Raw genomic sequence first — 24,378 nt, forward strand, 5'->3', positions numbered from 1 at the left:
ATGGATGATCGTTTTAACACTGCTGCCGGATGGGTCCTTTTCGCGGGAGTTATCGCACTTGGACTGTCGATCATCAGCGGCAAAGTGTTTCACACGGAGCGGCCTGAAACGCTGGGCTACCCGATCGAAGTCGCCGATGCCGGTGGCGCCGAAGAGACCGGCCCTGATCTCGGTACGCTATTGGCAGCTGCTGACGTTGCAGCTGGCGCGACTGCTGCGGCTGCGCGCTGCGGCACATGCCACAGTTTCGAATCGGGCGGCGCGAACGGCCAAGGTCCAAATCTTTGGAACACGATGGGCGCACCGCTCGCTGGTCACGCCGGTTTTGGCTACAGCTCGGCGCTGACTGAAAAAGGCGGAACCTGGACTTGGGACGCAATGAACGACTGGCTGCTTAATCCCAAGCGGTTCGCTCCAGGCACTTCGATGGGCTTTGCGGGTTTGAAGAACAACGAAGATCGCGCCAATATTTTGGTGTATCTGAACAGCCTTGGTTCGAATCTGCCACTTCCAGAGCCGAAAGCGGCTGAGGAGCCTGCAGCAGAAGAAGCTGCTGCAGATGCAGAAGCAGAAGGTGCGGCTGAAGAAGTGACTGAGCAAGATGCGGCTGCTGAAGTGGAAGAAGTTACCGAATAAGGGAATTTCGTCTGGGCCTAGTCCCGCCCTTTAAACCCCTGCGCAATCACGTACCATTCGGATGAACCCTTGCGGCTGGCCGGTGGTTTGGCGTGTTTGACAAGTTTGAAGTGCTTTTTCAGCAGATTCAACAATTCGGTATCGGTCCCGCCTGCCAGCACTTTGGCAATGAAAGTACCGCCTTCTGACAGATTCTCGGTCGCGAACCATGCGGCGGCTTCGACCAATCCCATAGTGCGCAAATGGTCGGTCTGTTTGTGGCCAACCGTATTGGCTGCCATGTCAGACATCACCAGATCGGGCGGGCCATCGAGCGCATTCTCCAGAACGGCTGGTGCCTTGTCATCCATGAAATCCATCTGGAAAATGGTGACGCCTTCTATCGGGTCAGTTTCCAACAAATCGATTCCGACAATTGCCGCTTTCGGGGCGATTTTGCGAACCACTTGGCTCCACCCTCCAGGGGTAATACCCAGGTCGACCACGCGCTGGACACCTTTGAGCAGTCCGAATTTTTCGTCTAGTTCGATCAGCTTATAGGCCGCACGGCTACGATAACCATCTGCTTTGGCTTGCTTCACATAGGGATCGTTAAGCTGCCGCTGCAGCCACAATGTCGATGACTGGCTACGCTTCTTCGCTGTCCGCACTTTGCGGTCGGGGTTTTTACCTGATCGGCTCACTATGCACCCCTGATTTCGCGGCGATGACGTTCGCCCTCTGCATCGGCGGCCATGAGGCTGCGCAAGATGCCCTCGCGAATTCCGCGATCAGCCACACCGAGCCGTTCCGACGGCCAGATATCGAGAATAGAATCGAGAATGGCGCAGCCGGCAACTACCAGATCGGCCCGGTCGTTACCGATGCAGGGCAGCTGGCTGCGTTCTTCCAGGGACATGCCTGACAAGCGCTCGCTGATATCGCGCATCGCTTGGGATCTGACGATCAAGCCGTCGACTTCCCTCCGGTCGTAATGCGGAAGCTCCAAATGTAAGCTGGCGAGAGTGGTTACAGTGCCGCTCGTACCGAGAAGACGGATCTCTTCTTCGCACTCCGCGCGCGGCGCGATGCGTTCGGCAAAGGGGGCAAAGCTTTCAGATACCACACGGCGCATGTCCGCATAACGGGCCAGGCGTTCATCGCGACTGCCAGTGCAGCGACCAACGGTGTCAGTGAGCGACACGACACCCCATGGCACGCTTTGCCAGTCGAGAATGCGAGGAACTTTGCCGCCGGGTTCAACCAGGATCAGTTCGGTTGAACCGCCGCCAATATCGAAGATGACTGCGGGCCCCTCGCCACCTTCAAGCAGTATGTGGCAGCCCAACACAGCAAGCCGCGCCTCTTCCTCGGCAGAGATAATGTCCAGCACGATGCCGGTTTCTTCGCGGACATGCTCGATGAAAGCAGGACCATTCGCGGCGCGCCGACATGCCTCTGTCGCAACAGAACGGGCAAGGTGAACATTGCGGCGGCGCAGCTTCTCTGCGCAGACCTTGAGCGCGCCCAAGGTCCGGTCCATCGCATCGTCGCTCAGCTTTCCGGACATCGCCAGCCCTTCGCCGAGCTTTACGACACGGCTGAAAGCATCAATGACGGTGAAGTTTTCACCCGATGGTCGCGCGATCAGCAGGCGGCAATTATTGGTGCCAAGATCAAGCGCAGCATAGGCTTGCTTGCGGTGATGATGCGAGGGCGCAGACCCCTGCGGCTTGGGTGAGGGAATTGACGTCTTACCGCCCCCGCGCTTCTTCGCGGAAGAGCCTGTGCCGCATTTTTGCGGCTTGGACTGCGAGGGGGGACGGTAGCGAAAATCTGCTACCCGGCCGGACTTCTCGGCCCCTCTTTGGCCAGTCCTTTTATTATCGTCCGGCGGAGAAAAATCCGCCATAGTCAGTACTTTCTTGTTCCTCTCGCGAACATATCACGAGGACCTGCGGGCAATGCTAACGATCAAGTGGCGTTTGGGCAAGCCGAACCGAATGACTGACCTTGACCAAAGCGCGGCACATACCTATTTGCCCGCCCTCGCTGAGCGTCGTACGCCGTGCCGAACACGCCTCAGATAATGCCCCGTCGTCTAATGGTAAGACTGCGGACTCTGACTCCGTCAATTGAGGTTCGAATCCTCACGGGGCATCCAGTTTTCCGGTGTATCTCCTGCTTGCCCGCCGCGCATGGGCGGCCTATCTGGCTCACATGACAGATAAAAAAGATGATCACGATCTCAGTGACCGCAAGTTCTATCCCGCTGAACAGGAACAGAAGTTCTATGAAGCCGGACCCAGAAGCACCCCGCAGACAGAGCACCCCGCTTACAAATTAGCGTTTCAGGACCGTGAATTCCTGCTGCGCGAAGAATTGCGCCCGGTGCGGTTCCAGTTGGAATTGCTGAAACCCGAAATGCTGCTTGATGAAGCGGGCGTTGGCTCGACATTGGTTATGTATGGCTCTGCGCGAATTCCTTCGCCTGATGCGGCCGAGGAGCTGGTCGCCAATGCGCCAGAGGACGGCAAGCAAGTCGCCAAGAACCTCGCGGCCAAGGCTAAATACTACCAGGAAGCCTATACGCTGGCGAAACTGGTCAGCGAGAAGGCGATTATCGAAAACGGCAAACGCCAGTTCGTCGTGACGTCAGGTGGCGGGCCGTCGATCATGGAAGCGGCCAATCGCGGTGCGTCAGAAGCGGGGGCGGAATCGATCGGCCTCAATATTATCCTGCCGCATGAGCAGGCACCCAACAGCTATGTGACGCCCTATCTCTCGCTCAACTTCCACTATTTTGCGCTACGCAAAATGCACTTTCTACTGCGCGCGAGGGCAGTGGCGGTGTTCCCGGGCGGGTTTGGTACGTTTGATGAATTCTTCGAGCTGCTCACCCTGATCCAGACGGGCAAAATGAAGCGCATTCCGATTGTCCTGTTCGGCAAGGATTTCTGGACGCGCGTCGTCAATTTCGAAGCCATCGCAGACGAAGGCACGATCAGCCATAAGGACTTGGAACTGATCCACTGGGCGGAAACCGCGGAAGATGCGTGGGCGCATATAGCTGAATTTTACGAGTTGGACCGGTAGGTAGCTAGCCTATCCGCCACGGCGGATACCGCCGGTCCTCGCCAGCTTGATAGAAACAAATCCGATTGCCACTCGGGTCCGTGGCCCAGCTTTCGCGCCAGTTCCAGCTTTGGTCTTCGGGCGCGAGGCAGGCGATGCCCCGTTCGCGCAATGTGTCGGTAAAGGCATCGACATCGAGGCATTCAAAATAGACCGATGCACCGCCGACTTCGCCGTGGCCGGTCGAGACTGATAGCGTTGTACCGCCGGGGCTTTCGAAGCGTGCATATCCGTTGGATGGGCTGTCGACCATTTGGGCGAGGCCGATGGCGCGATAGAACAGCACAGCTTCCTCGTAATTGCCGACTGCGAGCGTGATTTGGTTGAGGCGCGGTTCGCCGGTCAGGTCCATGCGGACGGCTTGGTGACCGAGCGGGCCAGACTGTGCCCCAAAGCCTGGCGCATCATGTAGGGCTAGACGCACGAATTCGCGGGCGCGAGCCACAGCATCTTCAAGCTCCAGTCCGAACCCCAAGAACGTTGCGATGGCGCTCGACAAGGTGCAGCCGGTGCCATGCGTATGGCGCGTTTCGATTTTGGAAGCCGACCAAATTACCTCAGAGCGCCTTGGTCGAACCAATCGGTCAATGGCTTGGTCGCTGTCGGTATCTCCGCCTTTTGCGAGATACGCGACTCCGCGTCGCGCCATTGTCACGTCGCCGCTTAATGCAGCCAGTTCCGCGATGTTGGGAGTGGTCAGCGTCGCGATTTTCATCAAGCGTTCGAATGCCACGATCGTGTCTTTGTCGGCGAGCACCGAGCCGCTCGTCGCGACCATTACTGGATCGAAGACGATTGGGATGTCGAGCTTCTCGAGCTGGCTGGCTACGACGTTCGCGATCTCTGGCGACCCAAGCATTCCGATCTTTACGGCATCCACCCCGATATCTGAGAGACAGGCGTCGATCTGCGCGCCAACGAAATCTGCCGAATGGGTCTCAACTGCATGCACGCCCAGCGTGTTCTGTGCGGTCACTGCTGTGATCGCGGTCATTGCATAACCGCCAAGCATAGTGATGGTTTTGATATCGGCCTGAATACCCGCGCCGCCTGAACTATCCGACCCGGCGATGGCAAGTATCCGCGGTGGCTTCTTCACCCTTTGAACTTCCGTTCGGTACTTGCCGGATATCTCTCTTGCAGTTTCTTAGAGCGGGTCGGACGGTCCATCAATTCACCGCCGCAATTGGGGCAGATATCATCGACGTCATCGGCGCATTCGGTGCAGAAAGTGCACTCGAAACTGCAAATAAATGCGCCCGGAGCATGAGCAAATGTATCTGCACCGCATCGCTCGCAATCGGGGCGCATTTCCAACATCAGGCCGCATCCCGGACGGCGTCACAAATACGGTCAACCACGCGTTCGACCTGAGCCTCATCGTCGCCTTCGGCCATCACACGAATGACCGGCTCCGTTCCCGATGGGCGGATCACCAGCCGGCCTCTGCCTTCAAGCTCCGCTTCAGCCTCTGCAATCACCGCTTTGACGTTGTCATTCTCGAGCGGTGCGCCGCCTTCATAGCGGACATTCTTCAGCAGTTGTGGCACCGGATCGAACAGATGCATCAGCTCGCTCGCCTTTTTGCCCGAGCGTACAAGGCTGGCGAGAATACGTAGAGCAGCGGTCGTGCCGTCACCCGTCGTGGCGTAGTCGAGCAAGATCACGTGACCTGACTGTTCACCGCCAACGTTAAAGCCACCTGCGCGCATTTTTTCCAGTACATAGCGATCGCCCACTTTGGCGCGTTCCAGCTTGAGGCCTTGCGATTCCATGTAGCGTTCGAGCCCAAGGTTGGACATGACCGTCGCAACCAAGCCTCCGCCGGTCAGCTCGCCCTTTTCCGCCATGCGTGTCGCGATGAGCGCCATGAGCTGGTCGCCATCGACCGTCTGGCCTTTCTCATCGACTACAATCAGTCGGTCCGCATCGCCATCCAGCGCAATTCCGATATCGGCGCCTTCTTCGACCACTTTGGCCTTAAGCGCATCAAGCGATGTCGAGCCAACGCCATCATTGATATTGGTGCCGTTCGGATTGACCCCGATCGCGATCACTTCCGCGCCCAGCTCCCAGATTGCCGAGGGTGCCACCTGATAGGCCGCGCCGTTTGCGCAATCGACAACGACTTTCAAACTATCGAAGCGAGTTTCGTCGGAGACCGATTGTTTGACAGCGTGAATATAGCGGCCCTGCGCATCATCGATGCGCCGTGCCCGGCCGACCTGCGGCGCGGGCGCGAGTTCTTGTTCACCCATGATTGCCGCCTCGATGGCCAGCTCGTCTTCGTCAGACAGTTTGAAACCGTCCGGGCCGAACAGCTTGATACCGTTATCTTCGTAGAGATTATGGCTGGCAGAAATCATCACGCCCATATCCGCGCGCATTTCCCGAGTGAGCAGCGCAATTGCGGGGGTCGGCAGCGGCCCGGTCATGATAACATCCATGCCGACGCTGGTGAACCCGGCGACAAGCGCGCTTTCCATCATATAGCCTGATAGCCGCGTATCTTTGCCGATCACCACCCGGTGCCGGTGATCGCCGCGCATAAAGTGGCGGCCCGCAGCCTGCCCCACGCGCATTGCGATTTCCGCCGTCATCACACCTTTGTTGGTGCGCCCGCGAATGCCATCAGTACCGAAAAATTTGCGTGCCATATCGTGATTCTAGCCCCATAGATTTGCCACAAGCTTCTGGCGCTATTACGCCGGAATGTGAAGGGCTTGAGACGAAAACGAGCCGAGAGGGGCAATCATTGACCGACACGACACGCGAACCGCTGGAGCTGGTCTCCATCAAGCTGCCAGTATGGTGGACCTTTGGGGGGTTGATTGCCGGTTTGACCGTGGGTCTGCTGCTCGCTGGCACCGAGTTCCTGGAATCGGTTGCAAAGCCGGTCAATCTGGTCGGCACACTGTGGCTGCGCGGCTTGCAAATGACAATCATTCCGCTGGTGGCTGCGCTGCTGGTACTGGGTATTTCGCAGATGGCACAGGCAGCGCGAGCCGGTGCGACTGCGCGGCGTATGCTGCTGCTGATCTGCAGCGTATTGCTCCTGAGCGGAATCGTGGCAGCGATCTTTATGCCGATGCTGCTAGCGGCATTCCCGATACCTGAAGCGGCCTCCGCAATGTTGGTCGCCGACCAAATCGAGAAGCAGCAAGTGCCGGAGATATGGCAATTCCTAGAATCGCTCATTGCGCCAAATCTCATTGCGGCAGCTGCCGAAACGGCAATGTTGCCGTTGACTCTATTTTTTGCACTGTTTGCGATAGCGATTGCCCGTTTGCCGGGGGCGCAGAAGGCCAATTTGATCGGTTTTTTTCACGCGCTTGCCAACGCAATGTTGACTATCATTGGGTGGGTGTTGTGGCTCGCGCCTATTGGTGTTTTTGCGCTTGCGGTAGGCGTCGCTGCGCGCAGCGGCGGAGGGGCGTTTGCGACATTGGCGCATTACATATTGGCAGTTTCGGCAATGGGTGCATTTGTGCTGGTCGGCGCTTACTTGCTGGCAGTACTTGGCGGGCGTATGTCGCCGGTCAAGTTCGCGCGCGAGATGATCCCGTCGCAGGCCGTCGCTATCTCAACGCAAAGCTCGCTCGCAAGCCTGCCGGCGATGCTTGCCAGCGCTAAGCGACTTGGCATTGGTGATGCGACGGCAGACTTCGTGCTGCCATTAGCCGTGGCCATTTTCCGTGCGACCAGCCCCGCGATGAACATCGCAGTGGTAATCTATGTTGCGACACTGGCGGGTGTGCCGCTTTCACCAGCTTTGTTGATTGCCGGTATCGCGGTGGCTTTCATTATCAGCGTTGGCTCAGTCAGTCTGCCGGGATCCATCAGCTTTGTCGTTTCTATTGGCCCCATTGCTTATGCTATGGGAGTCCCGGTCGAGCCACTGGCTTTGCTTGTCGCGGTCGAAATGCTGCCCGACATTATGCGTACACTGGCCAATGTGACGATGAATGTCGCGGTAACGGCTACTGTCGATCGAGGCGAAAATGACCGGCACGGCAAGCTCTAGGGAATTGTCTGCAACTCTTTCGCTTTCTGTGCGTTACATCATCAACCAATAACACCTGATACTGAATAGAGGGAAACATCATGGCTTTTTCACTACCCGCACTGCCTTTTGCAGATACCGCATTGGCCCCGGCCGTTTCGGCTGAGACGCTGTCTTACCACCACGGCAAGCACCATCAGGCATATGTCGACAAAATGAACGCCGCGATTGAAGGCACCGATCACGACAATGCGGCTTTGGAGGATGTGGTTGCAGCTGCACGTGGTTCGAACCAAGGGCTGTTTAACAATGCAGCCCAAACCTGGAACCACGCATTTTATTGGCATTCGATGGCACCGGAAAGCACGGCCGCGTCGGATGAGTTGCAAACGATGATCGGCGATGCCTTTGGCTCTCTTGATGGTCTGAAGGAAAAGCTTGCTGAGCGCGGCGCGGGTCATTTCGCTAGCGGTTGGGTTTGGCTTGCTGAAAAAGACGGCAAGCTATCAATTGAAGAGACGCATGACGGTGACACGCTTGCCGATAGCGAATTCAATCCTCTGCTGACCATCGATGTATGGGAACACGCCTATTATCTGGACCACCAGAACAAGCGTCCGGCTTATCTTGATGCGGTGATCAACGGTAAACTGAACCTTGCTTTTGCGTCGGAAAATCTGGCCCGCGGCACAACATGGAAATTTGCTGACGCATAAATCTTGGTGATATTTAAAAGAGCCCGCCCTGCGACAGTGTAGGGCGGGCTTTTTTGTGCGCTTTATGCGGCGTGGTCGGTAGCGTTCTCGTCCAGACCCAGCGCCATTAGATTGGTCGCAAATAAGGGCTCGCCAAATATGAAACCGACGAGGTTCGGTTTCCCGACATGATCGAAGAATGCCGTCAGCATCAGCAGGATTGGCACCGAAAGCAGCGCTCCGAATACACCCCAAATCCAGGAGAAATAGCTCAGCGCGATCAAGATCATTACCGGGTTCATCGTAAACCGCGCACCCAGAATGGAAGGGGTCAATACATTGGATTCGATAGTATGCAACGCGAGATAGGCAGCTGCCGGAATGAAACCGAGTACTAAAGTTTCAGCCGTCCCAATGCCGAAAAGAGTTAGCAGCGCTGTCATCAATAGTGGGCCGATATAGGGCAGGAAGTTGAGCAGTGCGGCAAGACCGCCCCACATCACCGGTGCCTCTACCCCCAGCATCCAAGCCCCGAATGCAACGACAATTCCTACGCAACCATTAATCCATGCGACTGTCAGAATATAGGCCGCCACGCGGTCTTGTATCTCGCGCATCACCCGCGCTGCCTTTATGCTGGTACCGTAAGAAGCGCGGTCGAATAGCAGGTGTCTGCGGAGGCGGACGCGCGCCTCGATCATAAAGAATGTCATTAGCAATGTGAGCAGCGTTTCAAGCAGTAGGCTCGGCGTCGCGAAAGCCAGCTGCTGGATTACCGAAGGGCTCGCGAGAACGACTTCTCGCGCGCCCGATTGCCCCATAAGCGCGGAGAGCTGCTCGTTGGCCATTGCCAGCCACGCAAACTCGTCCTGCAATTGGGAGAAGCGCTCGGCGACGGTTTTGGCCATCGCTGGCACACTGTCGAACAGAGCAACCGCCGGTTGCAATATAAGCGCCAGAGCGAGCAACAGAACTGCGAAAAATGTCAGCAAGGCGACGAGCGAGGCAAGGATATTGGGCACACCCCATCCAGCAAGCTTATCCGCCAGCGGCGATAGTATTATCGTGAGAATGATAGCCGTGGTGAGCGGCAGGAATACAACAGAGCCGATCGACAGGACGAAGGGCAGGGCCAAGAAGAGGCCGAGGCCGAGCAGCAAAACCAGGGCTGATATCAGCCGCAATTCTTGCTCTGCGAACGCCATACGGCGGCTCGACCGTGATCGGGTGCCGCCGGCACTGGTTGCCTGATTTGGTGTTTCCCCGCTCATCGGATCCCTATGTGATGCGGTTTACCCAATTGGGCAAGCAACTTCAGGGGTGCGCTGGCTTAACCCTATGCTTTTGCGGCAATTCCATTGCCAGCGGCTACGTTGTCCAATTCCTCGAGAATCGCGCGATGAGCACGCTGATCATTGACAGAGCGCTGCGGAATGTCTCCATCTTCGAGCATCGAATTGAGTGTAGCGCGTGCGCGCCCGACGCGGCTTTTGATAGTTCCGACAGCGCAGCCGCAAATGCTGGCCGCTTCTTCATAGGAAAACCCACCGGCACCTACCAGCAACAGGGCTTCTCGCCGTTCTGGCGGCAGTGTCAGCAATGCGCGGTGCATATCGGACAGGTGAAGCGGCTCTTCTTGTCCCGCTGGCGCAGTCAGGATGCGCTCGGCCACACCTTCGTCATACTCTCCGCGAAACCTGTTGCGGCGCATATCTGTCAGATAAGCGTTGCGCAGAATGACAAAGGTCCAAGCGCGCATTGACGTCCCGGGCTCGAAACGTTTCTGCGCGGCCCAAGCTTTGAGCATGGTTTCCTGCACGAGATCATCGGCCATATCCGGACGACCGCATAAACCGCGGGCAAAAGCACGCAGGTGCGGGACAACTTCGGTCAGTTCACGTTTGAAGTCGGCTTTTTCGGCAGCTGTTCGCTCTTGCATCGCCATTAGGAAGGGTCGTCCAGCTTCGCGAGAAGATCGTTGAAGCTGTCCGGCAGCGGTTCATCGAGCACTGAATCATAAATTTGGCGCAAACCGTCAGCCCATTCCGGCTTGGCTTTCCGCTTTTCTGCTGAAGCGCTGGTGCCCTCGGCATCCTGTGGTCGGGAAGTTTTACCAGATGTCATGAAATTGATCTAGCCTTTGGAAAAACGGTGATTGATTGCCCTGTAGCTGCATTCGCAGGGCTTGAAAATGGGAACGAAGAGTAAGCTCTTTGGTTCCCTGACTCACACGGTGTAACTGTCCTGGCCGTTTACGCTGGACAAGCGCACTGACTGTTCGTCCCCGCAATCTGCGGGATTGGTGGCATGGAACTTTGACCGGCAAGGAAAACATCTTGGTACAGGAAGCGCCTCGCGAACGCCGTGCACGCCGACTGTTGATGGATTATCCTCGGGCAGTTCCCGTAGCAATCTTCCTGTTGATCGCGGCGATTACCGGTCTGAGTGTGTTTGCAATCGAAAATGGCGAACAACAGCGCGAGCGCGCCGAGCTACGCGAGCGGGCCCAAGCGGTTGCGTCGGCTTTGGAACGGCGCGGCGGGACTACAGCGTCGTACTTGCGCGCGGGAGCAGCGTTCTTCAGCTCGGTTCCCGACGTAACGCGGCCTGAATTTGATCGCTTCGTCAGCAATTTGCGGGTAGATTCCGATTACAAAGGGTCTGAAGGCATTGGTTGGGCCGCGCGGTTGCGACCAAGCGAAGTTGCGCAGTTCCAGACCGATTTCGCTCAGGCAAGCGGCGGAACAATAGAGGTGTTTCCGGCTGTTCCGGAAGACCAATCCCAGATCGTGCCTGTCACCTTCTTTCGCCCTGATAACGAGAGGAACCGGCGCGCTATAGGCTTCGATATGTATTCTGATCCGGTGCGCCGCGCTGCAATGGACCAGTCCGTGCGCGCATCAGGGCCAATTGCGTCGGGCATGTTGGTGCTGCGGCAAGAAGGCGTCGGATCGGCCCCCGGGTTTATTATGTATATGCCGGTATTTCAGGATGGCCGGTCACCGCGCCGCTTGAAGGGCTTCATCTACAGTCCGTTCAATGCGGCAGAATTTCTCTCTTCAGCACTTGAGCTGGAGACCCGCGGTAAAAAGGGTCTGAGACTCTATGACCGCGACATCGCCCCGGGGCGTCTCTTGGCAGAGATTAAGCCTGCGACAGTCACTGGTATGACCGTTGAGGAAACTGTGACAGTTGCCAACCACGAATTTTTATTGGTCGTTGAGTCTGCCCGCGGCAATTCGCTGTCCAAGCTGTCCATGCTTACATTGCTGTTCGGGATATTGGTGGCTGCGCTGTTGATCGTGGTTGCGCGGCTCCTCACGCGCCAAGCGGTCGAAGACCGAGCGTCGTTGGAGTGGTTTCAGGAGCAAAGCTCAATCCGGAATGTGTTAACGCGTGAACTCAATCACCGGGTCAAGAATACGCTGGCCAATGTTTTATCGATCATTTCGCTGACGCGGCGGCGTGCGGAAACGTTGGACGAATTTGCTGACGGACTCGATGGCCGTATCCGCGCACTTTCGGCGACCCACGATCTTCTTACTCAGTCAGAATGGGGCGCCACACCGATCCGGTCTTTGGTAGAGGCGGAACTCGCACCCTATGCCAAGAATGCCGAAGGTATTTTGGTCCTGGATGGACCAGATGTGGAACTGGCGCCAAATGATGCGCTGTCTTTGGGACTTGCGATTCACGAACTTGCGACAAATGCCGCAAAATATGGCGCACTCAGTGAGGCAGGCGGAACGGTCAGCGTCCGCTGGTCGCTGCTCAGCGATGACCTTGCCGAGATCCGCTGGTGCGAAGAGGGCGGGCCAACCGTGCCGCAAGAGCGCTCCGCGGGCTTCGGGACGAATTTGATCGAAAAGATCGTGGCGCATGAACTGCGCAATCCAGTCGAACTCAATTTTCACCCGGAGGGTGTGACCTGCACAATGGTTGTGCCGCTCAGAAAACCAAGCGACTTTGCTATTCGCGCAGGGCGGTAAGCCTGTCTGCTAAGCTAGAGGTTCGCTGGAGTCGAAGAACAGCGCCTGACTAATGGCGGTGCGTACAGTGCTTTCTTGGAAGGGCTTTGTCACAAGATAGGTCGGCTCTGGGCGATCACCGGTCAATAGCCGCTCCGGATAAGCGGTAATAAAGATTACCGGCACGCTGCCCATGGCTTCCAGAATATCATCGACGGCATCAAGACCCGATGAGCCGTCAGCGAGTTGAATATCCGCCAAGACCAGTCCAGGCGTGTTCTCGGCGATGACTTCCTGAGCTTGTGTTCGGGTGGCGGCAGTCCCGCAAATTTCATGGCCCAATGACGACACAAGATCTTCCAGCTGCATTGAGATTAGCGGTTCGTCTTCAATGATGAGCACGCTGGTGGAGGATTCCTTGTCGATCTCAGTGATCGCCTCTTGAACAAGCTGTTCAACATCTGCTGGCGGGATATCCATAATCGCGCCGGCGTCAGCAACGCCAAAACCCTCAAGCGTGGTCAGAAGTAGAGCCTGACGGTTGAACGGCGTTACGCGGCGCAGCTTGTTCTGTGCTGCCGCTTCATGCTGGGTGTCTCCGTTTTTGGAATCGTCGACTTCCAGATAAGCACTGCTCCAGACTTTATTGAACGCTTGGTAGAGCGGGACGCGACCATCTTCGAGCGATTGCTTGGTCGCGTCATCTGCGAGAGCGGCTTCAAGCGTTGCCCGTACAAACGCATCCCCTGTCGATTGAGAGCCAGTCAGAGCACGTGCGTAGCGGCGCAGGAACGGTAAATTTTCAGCGACTTTTTGTCCGAGAGACATCAATACAGCTCCTGATTAGCAAGCCCGTATAACGCAGTGTGTGCCGGAATGTTCCAACCTCGCATTATACCATAAGAGACGAACCTATATGCGCGTCGAAGAATGAGTTCAACGTTTCAGTGCAGCAAATTTTGAAATTAAAATCCTTATAAAACAGTGGAATATGAAAAAGCACCCCTTTTCTGTTCGAGGCGCGGGAACTGCTTTTCAAGTTGAGCATTTTGCTAGTATCACCGCCGCAGACCCCCCCCTCCCGTCCAAGCGGCAGGTGATATGATCCCGAGAGGCCTCCGCTCTACCAGAGCGGAGGCCTTTCTAATTTCGGCGAGATATGAGCTTGCTGGTTCGAGCTTAGGCTTTGGCGGAGAAAAATGCTTTCAATCCGGTCTGCTTACGAGAAACCGCCTTTACCAGATCGTCCGGGCCATAGGGCTTCTCCAGCACGGTTCCGAGTCTGGCGACCTGCGGCGGAATGTCGTCCGGGGTACCTGTCGAGAACACGATCTTTGGAGCGTTCGGTTTAAGTGCCGCCACCAGCTCGGCAATTGAATATCCGTCATCGCGATCCGCCAAGTGCACATCGAGGACGAGCGCATCGGGGCGCATGGTTTTCAGCAATTGAACTGCTTCGGTGGTGGTCTGGCACACGCGTATTTCCGGCACTCCTGCATCCACCAATATTTGCTCGATTGACAATGAAAGAATAGCGTCATCTTCCACTACCAAAACGCGTTGTGGGACAGCCAATGGCTTGCGAGTGGCGGACACCTTGCCCATCGGAGTAGCTCTTTCTTTTTGTTGAGTTTCTGCTCATCGAACGGAGTGATGCCCAAGCAGTTCCGACGTGGGTGCAATTTAGGTGGATGCCGACTTTGGTGGAGGTCGGCCGAAAATCACAGGGATTTCTGATAGATCAGATATTCGCGGTTGATTGTGCTGCCAATCGCATCGGCTATGGCGACCATTCCCTGATTGTCATCCAATATCCAACCAATTTCCGCACGCTGCGTGTTGAATTTTTCAGTTGCGGCAAGCCGGATCCCGTCAATCAGCATAAAGGCAAGCTGGCTCGCCAGCCGCGAATTGTGGAATTCTTTCAGTACTCCCATCAACGGGACGCGCATGTCGCTATCGAGCGGTTTCTTCGACCAGCGCCACAGCTTGAACCATCCGAATGGTAGCATCTTGCCGTCGATTTCTTTTAGCACCTTATTCACGTCGGGCAGAGTGATCATAAAGGCTACCGGCCGCCCATCCAACTCCACTATCCGTACAATTTCCGGGTGGATTAGCGGTTTGAGTTTCTTGGCTGCATAGGCGATTTCGGAATCTGTGAAGGGGATGAATCCCCAATTATCCGACCAAGCGTCGTTGAGAATTGTCAGGATGATCCGAACCTCATCAGCGAACCGGCTTTTATCCGCGCCGCGCATCACGATTTTCGGATTGCGCTCGCAAGATTTCACAATCCGCTGGATCAGAGGAGAAAATTCTTTGGTGGTGTCTAGATCATAGGTCAGCAGCCTCTTTGCCGCGGTGTAGTCATAGTTCTCAATCCAGCCTTGATACTGGGCCGGATGATGTCCCATCATAATGGTCGGTGCATGATCATGGCCGAAAGTGAGGAGACCTGGCTCTTCCCAGATAGATAGTGAGATCGGGCCGATGACGCGGGTCATGCCTTGCTCGCGCAGCCATTGCTCCGCCGCCGCAAGCAGCGCATGGCCGGTCTCTTCATCTTCTGCATCGAAATAGCCGAACATGCCGGTTCCCGGCCCCATCCCCTGTTCCGGCGGTAGCTCGAGTGCGAGTTCGTCTATGTGGCCAGATATACGCCCAACCGCACGCCCTTCGCGATAAGCGATCATCAAACGTACCTGTGCATGTTCGAAGAACGGGTTTTTGTCCGGATCAATCAGTTCCAGCATTTCGCCGCGCAATTGCGGCACGCTGTACGGCGTTTGCGCGGCGAAATGCTGCCCCAGATCGACGAAAGCCTTCCGGTCAGCCTTGCTGGTTACTGGAGTGATCACTATTTGACTGTCGGTCACAATTCGGCCCCGCTTTGATATGGCCATTCAGGCTGGGTTAGCCCTGTGTGCGCTGATGCATATTTGTCAAGGAACCCCGCGTAACTGCAACGCATTGTGTACAGGACTGTTACCTGCGGTATTTCTGCGGTAAAGGTACTATCGGAATTAAGATTATGAATATGCAACGCACAATTGATCCCGCTGCACCGCAGGCCGCCAGCCCCACAAGGGGCAGGCTACAGTCGATCCGCGATGACATGGATATGCTGCGCGCTGCGCGCGATCTTACGAAGGATATTGCCGAGGCAAATCCGCGTATTTTTTGGACAGACATGCTGCTCTGCGCAGGCCTGGGCTATTCGGCACTGGCGGGTGCGATCTTGGTGGAAAGTGTTCCGCTGGCCGTAGCGCTCGGACTAGCGGCAGCATTGCTGCTCTACCGTGCGCTGCTGTTTATCCACGAGCTATCGCACATCCATAAAAATGCCCTGCCGGGATTCCGCACGGCGTGGAATTTGATTGTCGGTATTCCGATGCTGACGCCGTCCTTCATGTATGAAGGTGTCCACACGCTGCATCACAAACGAACGCAGTACGGCACGGTTGAGGATCCTGAATATCTGCCATTGGCTTTAATGAAGCCGTGGTCATTGCCGCTGTTTGTATTGATCGCTTTGCTGGCACCGCCTGCGCTGCTGTTGCGCTTTGCTGTGTTGGTGCCGCTAGGCGTGATTATCCCTCCAATACGTAAATTTGTGTGGGAACGTGTTTCCGCGCTGTCGATCAATCCAGATTTCCGCCGTCCGGCTCCTAAGAATGAACTGGTGAACCGTGTCCGCTGGCAGGAAGCGCTCGGCATGATTTGGGCATGGTGCCTGATCGGCAGTATCTTCGTGTTTGGCTGGAAGCCTATTCTCGTCGCGCTGGCAGTTTTTTCGCTAACCGCCACAATCAACCAATTGCGCACTTTGGTTGCGCATTTGTGGGAAAATGGTGGTGAAGCGATGACAGTGACTGCGCAATATCTGGATTCGGTCAATGTTCCGCCACCTGGCCTGCTCGCTGAGATATGGGCACCTGTTGGGCTGCGCTATCACGCGCTGCATCATTTGCTGCCTTCGGTTCCCTATCACTCGCTGCCAGAGGCGCACCGGCGTTTGCGTGGGGCTTTGGGTGAGGGGTCGACGATCGATGGTGCTGATCATCCTGGAATGTGGCATTTGGTGGGCCGGATCGCCAAGAGTACGATGCGCGCCCGCTGATCATTCTAATCGAAAAACTGGATCATTGCGCAGCGCCGCTCGCGCGGTAAACTGTGCGCTGCTTCTTTCTCCAATTCAGCCGCCAAGCGTGGGTGCGCCTCCAGATCCTCGATTTCCACAAAGCCGAGCCGACTGTAGAACGGGGCGTTCCATGCGACATCGCGAAATGTGGTAAGAGTTAGTGCGGTGAACCCGCTATTGTGAGCATCGATTTTGGCGGCGCGCATCAGGCCCGCTCCGATACCGCGCCCCTGATAGTCGGCGTGGACCGAGACTTCAACAATGTGGAGCTGGCGGCGGTGCGGTTCGCTCGCCAGAAAGCCGATGATTTCGTCGCCGGATAATGCGACAAGGCAGTGTCCTTTGCCGATCAGTCGCCTGTGCTGCTCCGGACAGATAGCGTGCTGACCAGCGGCATCGCCCAAGTCCGGATCAGAGGTGAAGAGCGTACCGGCAGATAATTCAATCGCAGGCAGGGCATCGGCATCATCAGGCCTGGCAAGCCGCAGTGACCAACCGTTCATTCCTCAGTCCGGATCAGGACGGTCTCACCGATAAGCAGGAACAGGAAGAACGGCGCCCACGCGGCCAAAAAGGGCGGATATCCGCCAAAGCTTCCCATTGCGAGCGCGGCATTATCGACCACAAAATAGGCGAAGCCGAGCGCCATGCCGATAATCGCGCGCACAAACAATTGCCCGGATCGGGCAAGGCCGAATGCGGCAACCGCGCCCAGCAGCGGCATCAGGAACGCGGAAAGCGGACCGCTGATTTTGTGCCACCATTTTGCTCGCAGTTCGGTCGTACGGCGGCCAACCGCTTCGTAGGCTTCAATCGATCGCCACAGCTCGAAGAAGTTTTGGCCTTCGGGATCGACACTCTCCAGTTCGATCTGTGCAGTTGTCAGTCCTTTGCCAACCACGACCGTATCGCTAGTGCTGGTGTTGGCTGCAGAGATGTCAAAACGCTCGACATTCTCCAACTTCCATCCTGGCGCGGCGTATGTTGCCCGCTCTGCACGCAACTGTTCGGACAGCATCCCTTGCGGATCGCGGCTATACCACGTGACATCTTCCATCAGCGTGTCATCGCCGGTGCCAGTCAGCGTGGTGGCCGTTAATATATCCGCGCCGTCGGTGAGATAGACATTGGTGCGAATGCCGGAATCCTCGGGCACAGGACCGTAATCGTTGTTCTCCCAGGCTTTCAGCGTCGCGGTTGCGCGCGTTACGACCCGCTCGTTGAAAGCGAAATTTGCGGCGGAAACCAGCGCGGCGGTAAGCAGCAGTGGTGCCAGCACTTGGTGGGCGGATAGGCCGGCTGCTTTCATCGCGACGACTTCACTGTTCTGATTAAGCGTGACCAATGTGATTAGTGTCGCGAGCAGCACCGAATAGGGAAGGAAACGCGCAATCAATTGCGGCGCTCGTAACCCGATATAGGTCAAAAGTTCTCCCTGCCCGTTACCGGGTGCTGCCAGAATATCACCAGTGCGACTCAGCAGATCGAGCGCCATCAACACGATCACCAGCACAGTGAGCATCGCCAAGATGCGCACGAAGAACATTTTCGCGAGATAAAGCGTCAGTGACCGCGAGGGAAAGAAATCAAGCTGCATATCTGTGCCGGGCCCTATTCCGCAGGTGCCAGTTCAGGCGCGCGCTTCTTCTTGCCGAACAGCTTGCCAATGCCTTTGCCGATTTTCGACATAGCGGTTTCAAGCGCGCCGATGGCTTGGCCGCCGGGGACATACGCGACGCGGTAGAACATCCATAATATCAACGCGGCAAAGATCGCGAACGGGGTCCATAATGCCACGGTCGGATCGACGCGGCCCAATGCAGCCACATCCTCTCCATATTGGTTCACCTTGTGATAGGACACCACCATAATAATGGCGACGAATACCCCGAGCGCGGAGGTTGATCGCTTGGGCGGTATCGCGAGTGCTACGGCGAGGAGAGGCATCAGCGCCATCATGACCACCTCGACAAGCCTGTAGTTAAAGCTCGCTTGGCTGGCGTCACGTTTGGCATCGGTTTCGTCCTCCGACCAGCCGATGCTCAGCAGTTCCGGTAGGATATATTCGCGCTCGGCGTCGCCGCGTTCACGGAACTCTTCGATCTGAGGCAGGTCGATCGGTAAGTCATGACGGGTGAAACTCAGAACCCGCGGCGTTTCGTCCCCTGCGCCTGTGTCTTGGACAATCGTCCCATCCGTCAGGCGAAGGATAATCGTATCAGGGCTATCGCTTGTAGCGAGGAAACTGCCCTCGCGGGCAGAGATCGACAGAACCTGCCCCTTGGTGTTCGCGACGCGTGCGAAAATGCCCTTCAATTGCCTGCCCTGATCTTCGCTTTCCTCAATCCGCAAAGCCATCCGGTCTTTCAGCGTAGTAAACTCACCAACTTTTATCGATGCACCCAATGCGCCGGACCGCAATTGATATTCAAGCTGCGCATAGGTGTAGCGCGCGACCGGCTGGACGTAGAACACCAGCGCGACATTCACCGCCATCAGGATACCAGCCAGAATGAATGGGACCCGCAACAAACGGCCATAACCAAGCCCGACTGCGCGAAATACGTCGAGTTCGCTGGATGTTGCAAGCTTACGGAATGCAAGCAATATTCCGAGCAGCAGTCCGAGCGGGATCGCGAGGCTGGCATATTCGGGAAAGATGCTCAGCAGCATTTTGAAGACGATACCAACCGGACCACCTTCGGTCGCGACAAAGTCGAACAGCCGCAGCATTTTCTCCAGCAGCAGCAGCGATGCGGCGAGGGCAAACACGCCGAGCATCGGTACGATCACGAGCCGGAAAATATAGCGGTCTATGGCTGGAATGAAATTGAACACGCTTACGCGGCCTGGCTCGCTTCAATGGATGTTCTGACTGCTCTAGCGCGAAAAGTGGCTGCGGTCATGCCCCGTTTTGCATTGCAATCAATACGGTGCTGGGTGGCGCGGGAGAGCTCAGGCTTTCTCAAGCGTACATTGCAGCGGGTGTTGGTTTTCTTTGGCGAAATCCATCACTTGGTTAACCTTGGTTTCAGCCACTTCGTAGGAATAAATTCCGCATACCCCGACGCCTTTTTGGTGGACATGCAGCATCACGCGGGTTGCTTGTTCCATATCCATCCGGAAGAAGCGCTTGAGGATGATCACCACGAATTCCATCGGAGTATAATCATCATTCAGCAGCAGCACTTTGTACTGGCTAGGCTTTTTGGTCTTGGCCTGCGTCTTCGTGACGACGCCCACATCGCTGTCACGTCCATCGTCGCCATCATCCGGTTTGCCATTCTCGGCAGCGCGGATCGTGATTGAGGTATCGTGAGCGGAAGGGAGAGTCGAAAACATTGAGGCTCTAATATCGGAAGGGGCGCGACATTCGCAAGGGCGGATTTCCCGTGCAGCGTCAGAAATAGGCAGCAATCACCAACGAAGGGGTAACAAAAAACGGGCCGGACGGGGATACCGTCCGACCCGTTTGTGCGTTTCACCGGGAAAGGGAGGGAGATTTCCGGTGAACTCTTCAGCTCAATGAACGCTTCGGTCCAGTAAGCCTTTAACTCAGGCAGCTTTGCGGACTTTGTCCATTGCAACACTTGCGCGGCTCGAAAGCGGTGCGAAAGCGTCGTTAGCAAGCTTAACCCATGCTTCGGTGTTTTTCGAAACCGCAGCAACAGTTGCGTCAACGTTACGACGAGCGATTTTGCCTTGCAGCTGAACGAAGTCAGTTGGCGACTTAACGGCAGCGACTTCCTTAACATCGGCAGTCATGGTTTCCACAGCGCCTTTCACGTCTTCGACATAGACTTTGCCCATGTCCTGCACGCCAGCGGCGAGGATCTTGCCCGATTCAACCACAGCTTCGACGTTGCCCTTGGTGAATTCGCCCATTTCAGAAGCGATTTCAGTGCCCTTGTCATAAGCAGTTTTCGCACGCTCTTGCAGGTCGGCGAAGCCTTCCTTGACTTGTGCGGTATAATCGGCGGCTTTAGTTTGTGCTTTGGTCATTACAGTGTCCTTTGCATTCAATTTCTTGGTTGTTTTGATTGCAGCAGGCTTGCGCTTGGCAGGAGCCTTCTTCGCCGCAGTCTTCTTGGCAGTAGCTTTTTTCGCAGGAGCAGCTTTCTTGGCTGCGACCTTTTTCTTGGCCGAAGTCTTCTTCGCAGCAGACTTTTTCTTAGCCGGAGCTTTCACTGCTTTTTTGACAGCTTCAACCTTCACAGGTGCAGTTTCATCCTGCTCAACTGCCTTCGCGATTGCAGCGACGCTGACATCTTTTTTGGCGTCGTCCGATGTCTTGTCAGCCTTCTTTGCAGCAGCTTCAGCATAGGCCTTTTCTGCGGCGGCATCGATTTTGCTGGCGTTGGTTGCCATGATAATAAACCTCTTTGCTTCGTGGGAGCCAATAGCTCGTTATGTTGCAGTGCACAAAATAGGCATTGCAGCTGCGAAGTCAAGAGTTTTTTGTGCAGTGCACAATAATATTGCAAACTGTTGATTTATCGTTTTTTTACGTACCTTCCGGGTGCATCCTCGATCACTTTATCGCCGCGTCCGCCGGGCTTCCTTTTGCCTTTTGCGGGCACTTTGGTGTTGTCTTGGCTCTGTAGCCACTCGATCCAGTCCGGCCACCAGCTGCCAGCAGTCTCGGTCGCGCCTGCTTTAAATTCTTCGAGCGATGAAACCTTGTTCTCGTTGGTCCAATATTGATATTTTCCGGAGGAAGGCGGATTGACCACGCCAGCAATATGGCCGGACCCGGCGAGCACAAAGCGCAGCGGACCCTCAAAGTGATCAGTAATGTGCCACACGCTTTCGGCGGGTGCGATATGGTCTTCTTTGCCCGCTTGAACATATGCTGGAGTTTTAACCTTGGTCAAATCTATCGGTGTGTTGTCCGCTGCCATTGCATCGGGCTGGACCAACTTGTTGTCGCGGTAGAGGTCCGTGAGATAATCCCGATGCCATTTGGCTGGCAGATTGGTGACATCGCCATTCCAGTGCAACAGATCAAAGGCGGGATAGTCTTCGCCGAGCAGATAATTGTTCACCCAGTAATTCCAGATCAGCCCCTCACCGCGCAGCAGGTTGAAGGCGGCGGCCATGTAGCGGCCATCAAGATAGCCCTTCGGTGTCAGCGTCTCGAGACCAGCCAATTGCTGGTCATCAATGAAGTGGAGCAATTCGCCCGCCTTGGAGAAATCCACTTGCGCAGTGAAGAAGGTAGCGCTTTTGACTTTCTTCTCTTCTTTACGGCGATGCAGAATGGCCAGTGTGGCGGCGAGAGTAGTTCCGGCGACGCAATATCCGATAGCATGAACCGACGGCACTTTCAGCCGCTCGCGAATGTGATTGATCGCATCGATCTGAGCGAGGATGTAATCGTCCCACACCACATCAGCCATGCTTTCATCAGCCGATTTCCAGCTGACCACAAAGGTGGTCACGCCTTGTTCGACCGCCCAGCGGATGAAGCTGTTTTTTGGATTGAGGTCGAGAATGTAAAAGCGATTAATCCACGGCGGGAAGATCACTAACGGCGTTTCGAGAACTTCTTCAGTCGTGGGGCTGTATTGGATCAGCTGATAAAGAGGTGTCTCGTAGACGACCTTGCCGGGCGTTGCGGCGATATTCTCCCCGAGCGTGAAAGCATCGGGATCCGTGTGGGTGAGCTGACCTTTCTTCAAGTCAGTGATCAGATGCTCCATCCCTCTGACCAGGTTTTCGCCCTTGGTCTCCATGGTGCGTTCGAGCACGATAGGGTTGGTCGCAGCGAAGTTTGCCGGGCTGCTCGCTTCGATCACTGCCCGTGTTGCAAAGCGGAGCTGCTCGCGCTTTGCGTCATCAAGCCCCTCCATCTCGTCGATCATCGCATCGAGGCGCTCGGCGATCAGCAGATAGGTCTGGTGGATCAGCGCGAAGGCAGGCTGGTCGCTCCAACGACGATCCTTGAACCGGCGGTCAGTGCGCGGTAGCTCGGTTTCAGTCTCGTTCATCGCCTCGGGGCCAATTCCATAGCGACCCAGCACGGTTTGCCACAATTGCAGGCTTTCTTCCCAAAGCTCCTTCTGCTTTTCAGGTTCGGTGAGTGGCATCTGGCCGAACCAGTCCTGCATTGCACCCGCCCATTGCATCGGGTCGACCACCGCGATGGGCGCTTCTACCGAAAGTCTTTGATCGTTTTGGAAGTCGAGCCACATCTTTTGTAACTTCGCGCTGACTTCTGCCCAACCTTTTATGTTTTGGCGCATATCTTGCGGCGCGTCCATTCCGGCTAATGACGAAGGATCGAACATCGGCGGCGTTTGCATCCGGCCGCTGGACATGAACGTGCCGAACAATTTCTGCATCATCTCTGTCTGCTTGCCGATTGCATCTTGGAAGAGATCATTTGGGTCGCTTTTGTCAGCCATGATGGTCCTGTAGGTCGAAGATGAGTCGATACTGCAACTTCACTATAATGAAGCGGATGCACGATTGCACCTGACTCTGGAATGCGTCACAACCGTGAATGGGTCCAATTGAATTCGAAATTCTCAGGATAGACAATGAACACCGACTTCTACCGCATGAAACGCTTGCCTCCTTATGTGATAGCAGAAGTGAATGCGATGCGCGCGGCCGCGCGGCAAGAAGGCCGCGACATTATCGATCTGGGCATGGGCAATCCCGACCAACCGCCTCCGCAGCATGTAATCGATAAGCTCTGCGAAGTGGCGCAAAAGCCGACTGCGCATGGCTATTCGCAATCAAAAGGCATTCCCGGATTGCGCAAAGCCAAGGCCAATTATTACGAGCGGCGGTTTGGCGTTGACCTGGATCCCGAGACCGAGATTGTCGTGACAATGGGATCGAAGGAAGGGCTAGCCAGCCTCGCAAACGCGATCACTGCGCCGGGCGACGTGATCCTCGCGCCAAACCCGTCCTATCCGATCCATACATTCGGCTTCATCATTGCCGGAGCGACGATCCGCGCGGTGCCGACAACGCCGGATGAAGAATATTGGCGTGCGCTTGAGAACGCGATGGCTTTCACGGTACCGCGTCCGAGTGTATTGGTGGTCAATTACCCATCCAACCCGACTGCTGAAGTTGTCGATCTGGCGTTCTATGAGCGGCTGGTCGCCTGGGCCAAGGAGAACGAAGTCTGGATTTTGTCCGACCTCGCTTATTCCGAGCTGTATTATGACGGCAAGCCCACTCCTTCCATCATGCAGGTGCCCGGGGCAAAAGATGTCGCGGTCGAGTTCACGTCCATGTCGAAAACATATTCGATGGCGGGTTGGCGTATGGGCTTTGCGGTTGGCAACAAACAGCTGATCGCGGCGATGACGCGCGTGAAGTCCTATCTCGATTACGGCGCGTTTACCCCGATCCAAGCAGCAGCCTGTGCTGCGCTCAATGGCCCGCAAGACATCGTCGAAACCAATCGCCAGCTCTATCAAAAGCGCCGTGATGTTATGGTCGACGCCTTTTCGCGTACCGGCTGGGACATTCCTCCGCCGCCAGCATCGATGTTCGCATGGGCGCCATTGCCGCCCGCGCTGAAGGACATGGGCAGCCTCGAATTCTCCAAGCAGCTCCTGACTCACGCCGAGGTCGCCGTGGCACCAGGCGTCGGATATGGTGAATTGGGCGAAGGCTATGTGCGCATCGCTATGGTCGAAAACGAGCAGCGTATCCGCCAGGCTGCTCGTAATGTGAAGCGCTATCTGACGTCGCTCGGGATCAATGGCAGTTGAAGCGAATCGCCATAATTTGGTTCATTTAGGACCTATTTGCCGCCACTTTCGTTGATTCAGGGCGCGCAATAACTTACCGTTC

24 protein-coding genes and 1 tRNA gene are annotated in these 24,378 nt (G+C 56.0%); 8 read left to right on the forward strand and 17 right to left on the reverse strand.

The features are described 5' to 3' along the window. Positions 1-636 (forward strand): c-type cytochrome, encoded by a 636-nt coding sequence (locus GRI35_RS03995; RefSeq protein WP_160612977.1) that lies wholly within the window; start codon positions 1-3, stop codon positions 634-636. 17 nt (positions 637-653) lie between these two features. Here GRI35_RS03995 and GRI35_RS04000 read toward each other — a convergent pair whose 3' ends face one another. Next, on the reverse strand, positions 654-1,319 hold the full coding sequence (locus GRI35_RS04000) for an RlmE family RNA methyltransferase (protein ID WP_160612978.1): 666 nt from the start codon (positions 1,317-1,319) through the stop codon (positions 654-656). Continuing rightward, entirely contained in the window at positions 1,319-2,527 is a 1,209-nt protein-coding gene (locus tag GRI35_RS04005) for a Ppx/GppA phosphatase family protein (protein WP_160612979.1), read from the reverse strand. The genes GRI35_RS04000 and GRI35_RS04005 overlap by 1 nt, the downstream gene beginning before the upstream one ends. Positions 2,528-2,705: 178 nt before the next feature. Here GRI35_RS04005 and GRI35_RS04010 point away from each other — a divergent pair. Next, positions 2,706-2,779 (forward strand) — tRNA-Gln (locus GRI35_RS04010). Between the two features lie 56 nt (positions 2,780-2,835). Continuing rightward, positions 2,836-3,711, forward strand: coding sequence for an LOG family protein (locus GRI35_RS04015; protein WP_160612980.1), 876 nt, complete (start codon positions 2,836-2,838; stop codon positions 3,709-3,711). A 4-nt stretch (positions 3,712-3,715) separates the two neighbouring features. On the opposite strand, the gene thiD is transcribed toward GRI35_RS04015, so the two are convergent. The 3 genes from thiD to glmM are packed head-to-tail and all read right to left on the reverse strand — an operon-like array spanning position 3,716 to position 6,407. Beyond that, positions 3,716-4,849: a bifunctional hydroxymethylpyrimidine kinase/phosphomethylpyrimidine kinase gene (thiD, locus tag GRI35_RS04020; protein ID WP_160612981.1), complete on the reverse strand. Its 1,134-nt coding sequence runs from the start codon at positions 4,847-4,849 to the stop codon at positions 3,716-3,718. Beyond that, on the reverse strand, positions 4,846-5,070 hold the full coding sequence (locus GRI35_RS04025; protein ID WP_160612982.1) for a DUF1272 domain-containing protein: 225 nt from the start codon (positions 5,068-5,070) through the stop codon (positions 4,846-4,848). Before GRI35_RS04025 ends, thiD begins: the two co-directional genes overlap by 4 nt. Next, a complete protein-coding gene (gene glmM / locus GRI35_RS04030) occupies positions 5,070-6,407 on the reverse strand; it encodes a phosphoglucosamine mutase (protein ID WP_160612983.1) in 1,338 nt (445 codons plus the stop codon). Before glmM ends, GRI35_RS04025 begins: the two co-directional genes overlap by 1 nt. A 98-nt stretch (positions 6,408-6,505) precedes the next feature. Between glmM and GRI35_RS04035 the strand changes: the two genes are divergently transcribed. Further along, the gene (locus GRI35_RS04035) at positions 6,506-7,774 is read left to right on the forward strand and encodes a dicarboxylate/amino acid:cation symporter (RefSeq protein WP_235900128.1); all 1,269 of its coding nucleotides are present in this window, start codon (positions 6,506-6,508) and stop codon (positions 7,772-7,774) included. An 80-nt stretch (positions 7,775-7,854) separates the two neighbouring features. Continuing rightward, positions 7,855-8,469, forward strand: a complete 615-nt coding sequence (locus tag GRI35_RS04040; RefSeq protein WP_160612984.1) for a superoxide dismutase — start codon at positions 7,855-7,857, stop codon at positions 8,467-8,469. A gap of 62 nt (positions 8,470-8,531) precedes the next feature. Here GRI35_RS04040 and GRI35_RS04045 read toward each other — a convergent pair whose 3' ends face one another. The 3 genes from GRI35_RS04045 to GRI35_RS04055 form a co-directional block, all read right to left on the reverse strand. Further along, entirely contained in the window at positions 8,532-9,719 is a 1,188-nt protein-coding gene (locus tag GRI35_RS04045; RefSeq protein WP_160612985.1) for an AI-2E family transporter, read from the reverse strand. Positions 9,720-9,784: 65 nt separating this feature from the next. Beyond that, positions 9,785-10,393, reverse strand: coding sequence for a sigma-70 family RNA polymerase sigma factor (locus GRI35_RS04050; RefSeq protein WP_160612986.1), 609 nt, complete (start codon positions 10,391-10,393; stop codon positions 9,785-9,787). Beyond that, positions 10,393-10,572 carry a NepR family anti-sigma factor gene (locus tag GRI35_RS04055; RefSeq protein ID WP_160612987.1) on the reverse strand — a complete coding sequence of 60 codons (180 nt, stop codon included), beginning with the start codon at positions 10,570-10,572 and terminating at the stop codon, positions 10,393-10,395. Before GRI35_RS04055 ends, GRI35_RS04050 begins: the two co-directional genes overlap by 1 nt. Before the next feature lie 257 nt (positions 10,573-10,829). Between GRI35_RS04055 and GRI35_RS04060 the strand changes: the two genes are divergently transcribed. Next, positions 10,830-12,437, forward strand: a complete 1,608-nt coding sequence (locus GRI35_RS04060) for a CHASE domain-containing protein (RefSeq protein WP_160612988.1) — start codon at positions 10,830-10,832, stop codon at positions 12,435-12,437. Between the two features lie 9 nt (positions 12,438-12,446). Here the strand turns inward: GRI35_RS04060 and GRI35_RS04065 are convergent, their stop codons facing one another. The 3 genes from GRI35_RS04065 to GRI35_RS04075 all read right to left on the reverse strand — a co-directional run bounded on the left by GRI35_RS04065 (position 12,447) and on the right by GRI35_RS04075 (position 15,295). Then, entirely contained in the window at positions 12,447-13,244 is a 798-nt protein-coding gene (locus GRI35_RS04065) for a response regulator (protein ID WP_160612989.1), read from the reverse strand. A gap of 351 nt (positions 13,245-13,595) precedes the next feature. Then, complete coding sequence (locus tag GRI35_RS04070; RefSeq protein ID WP_160612990.1) at positions 13,596-14,021, reverse strand: response regulator; 426 nt, start codon at positions 14,019-14,021, stop codon at positions 13,596-13,598. Positions 14,022-14,137: 116 nt separating this feature from the next. Next, positions 14,138-15,295, reverse strand: coding sequence for an N-acetyltransferase (locus GRI35_RS04075; RefSeq protein WP_160612991.1), 1,158 nt, complete (start codon positions 15,293-15,295; stop codon positions 14,138-14,140). A gap of 155 nt (positions 15,296-15,450) precedes the next feature. Here GRI35_RS04075 and GRI35_RS04080 point away from each other — a divergent pair, with 155 nt between their 5' ends. Beyond that, positions 15,451-16,539 carry a fatty acid desaturase family protein gene (locus GRI35_RS04080; protein ID WP_160612992.1) on the forward strand — a complete coding sequence of 363 codons (1,089 nt, stop codon included), beginning with the start codon at positions 15,451-15,453 and terminating at the stop codon, positions 16,537-16,539. 5 nt (positions 16,540-16,544) lie between these two features. Here the strand turns inward: GRI35_RS04080 and GRI35_RS04085 are convergent, their stop codons facing one another. The 6 genes from GRI35_RS04085 to GRI35_RS04110 all read right to left on the reverse strand — a co-directional run bounded on the left by GRI35_RS04085 (position 16,545) and on the right by GRI35_RS04110 (position 22,967). Next, on the reverse strand, positions 16,545-17,063 hold the full coding sequence (locus tag GRI35_RS04085) for a GNAT family N-acetyltransferase (RefSeq protein ID WP_160612993.1): 519 nt from the start codon (positions 17,061-17,063) through the stop codon (positions 16,545-16,547). After that, a complete protein-coding gene (gene lptG / locus GRI35_RS04090) occupies positions 17,060-18,157 on the reverse strand; it encodes an LPS export ABC transporter permease LptG (RefSeq protein WP_160612994.1) in 1,098 nt (365 codons plus the stop codon). The genes GRI35_RS04085 and lptG overlap by 4 nt, the downstream gene beginning before the upstream one ends. 14 nt (positions 18,158-18,171) lie before the next feature. Continuing rightward, on the reverse strand, positions 18,172-19,398 hold the full coding sequence (gene lptF, locus GRI35_RS04095) for an LPS export ABC transporter permease LptF (protein ID WP_160612995.1): 1,227 nt from the start codon (positions 19,396-19,398) through the stop codon (positions 18,172-18,174). Between the two features lie 117 nt (positions 19,399-19,515). Further along, on the reverse strand, positions 19,516-19,902 hold the full coding sequence (gene clpS, locus GRI35_RS04100) for an ATP-dependent Clp protease adapter ClpS (protein WP_160612996.1): 387 nt from the start codon (positions 19,900-19,902) through the stop codon (positions 19,516-19,518). A 213-nt stretch (positions 19,903-20,115) separates the two neighbouring features. Next, the gene (locus tag GRI35_RS04105; RefSeq protein WP_160612997.1) at positions 20,116-20,928 is read right to left on the reverse strand and encodes a phasin family protein; all 813 of its coding nucleotides are present in this window, start codon (positions 20,926-20,928) and stop codon (positions 20,116-20,118) included. A gap of 125 nt (positions 20,929-21,053) precedes the next feature. After that, entirely contained in the window at positions 21,054-22,967 is a 1,914-nt protein-coding gene (locus tag GRI35_RS04110; RefSeq protein ID WP_160612998.1) for a PHA/PHB synthase family protein, read from the reverse strand. 135 nt (positions 22,968-23,102) lie between these two features. On the opposite strand from GRI35_RS04110, the gene GRI35_RS04115 reads away from it, so the two are divergent. After that, entirely contained in the window at positions 23,103-24,296 is a 1,194-nt protein-coding gene (locus GRI35_RS04115) for an LL-diaminopimelate aminotransferase (protein ID WP_160612999.1), read from the forward strand. Positions 24,297-24,378 lie beyond the last annotated feature (82 nt).

This window comes from Pontixanthobacter aestiaquae (genome assembly GCF_009827455.1).
In the GTDB taxonomy this organism is placed as follows: Bacteria; Pseudomonadota; Alphaproteobacteria; order Sphingomonadales; family Sphingomonadaceae; genus Pontixanthobacter; species Pontixanthobacter aestiaquae.

Excerpts from the sequence above, each read along its gene's own strand:
- GRI35_RS04065 (WP_160612989.1), bottom strand. The coding sequence starts at position 13,244 with ATGTCTCTCGGACAAAAAGTCGCTGAAAATTTACCGTTCCTGCGCCGC.
- GRI35_RS04040 (WP_160612984.1), top strand. The coding sequence starts at position 7,855 with ATGGCTTTTTCACTACCCGCACTGCCTTTTGCAGATACCGCATTGGCC.
- GRI35_RS04055 (WP_160612987.1), bottom strand. The coding sequence starts at position 10,572 with ATGACATCTGGTAAAACTTCCCGACCACAGGATGCCGAGGGCACCAGC.
- GRI35_RS04045 (WP_160612985.1), bottom strand. The coding sequence starts at position 9,719 with ATGAGCGGGGAAACACCAAATCAGGCAACCAGTGCCGGCGGCACCCGA.
- GRI35_RS04080 (WP_160612992.1), top strand. The coding sequence starts at position 15,451 with ATGAATATGCAACGCACAATTGATCCCGCTGCACCGCAGGCCGCCAGC.
- GRI35_RS04050 (WP_160612986.1), bottom strand. The coding sequence starts at position 10,393 with ATGGCGATGCAAGAGCGAACAGCTGCCGAAAAAGCCGACTTCAAACGT.
- GRI35_RS04025 (WP_160612982.1), bottom strand. The coding sequence starts at position 5,070 with ATGTTGGAAATGCGCCCCGATTGCGAGCGATGCGGTGCAGATACATTT.
- GRI35_RS04105 (WP_160612997.1), bottom strand. The coding sequence starts at position 20,928 with ATGGCAACCAACGCCAGCAAAATCGATGCCGCCGCAGAAAAGGCCTAT.
- GRI35_RS04085 (WP_160612993.1), bottom strand. The coding sequence starts at position 17,063 with ATGAACGGTTGGTCACTGCGGCTTGCCAGGCCTGATGATGCCGATGCC.
- GRI35_RS04060 (WP_160612988.1), top strand. The coding sequence starts at position 10,830 with ATGGATTATCCTCGGGCAGTTCCCGTAGCAATCTTCCTGTTGATCGCG.
- GRI35_RS04115 (WP_160612999.1), top strand. The coding sequence starts at position 23,103 with ATGAACACCGACTTCTACCGCATGAAACGCTTGCCTCCTTATGTGATA.
- GRI35_RS04005 (WP_160612979.1), bottom strand. The coding sequence starts at position 2,527 with ATGGCGGATTTTTCTCCGCCGGACGATAATAAAAGGACTGGCCAAAGA.
- GRI35_RS04070 (WP_160612990.1), bottom strand. The coding sequence starts at position 14,021 with ATGGGCAAGGTGTCCGCCACTCGCAAGCCATTGGCTGTCCCACAACGC.
- GRI35_RS04015 (WP_160612980.1), top strand. The coding sequence starts at position 2,836 with ATGACAGATAAAAAAGATGATCACGATCTCAGTGACCGCAAGTTCTAT.
- clpS (WP_160612996.1), bottom strand. The coding sequence starts at position 19,902 with ATGTTTTCGACTCTCCCTTCCGCTCACGATACCTCAATCACGATCCGC.
- GRI35_RS03995 (WP_160612977.1), top strand. The coding sequence starts at position 1 with ATGGATGATCGTTTTAACACTGCTGCCGGATGGGTCCTTTTCGCGGGA.
- lptG (WP_160612994.1), bottom strand. The coding sequence starts at position 18,157 with ATGCAGCTTGATTTCTTTCCCTCGCGGTCACTGACGCTTTATCTCGCG.
- GRI35_RS04110 (WP_160612998.1), bottom strand. The coding sequence starts at position 22,967 with ATGGCTGACAAAAGCGACCCAAATGATCTCTTCCAAGATGCAATCGGC.
- glmM (WP_160612983.1), bottom strand. The coding sequence starts at position 6,407 with ATGGCACGCAAATTTTTCGGTACTGATGGCATTCGCGGGCGCACCAAC.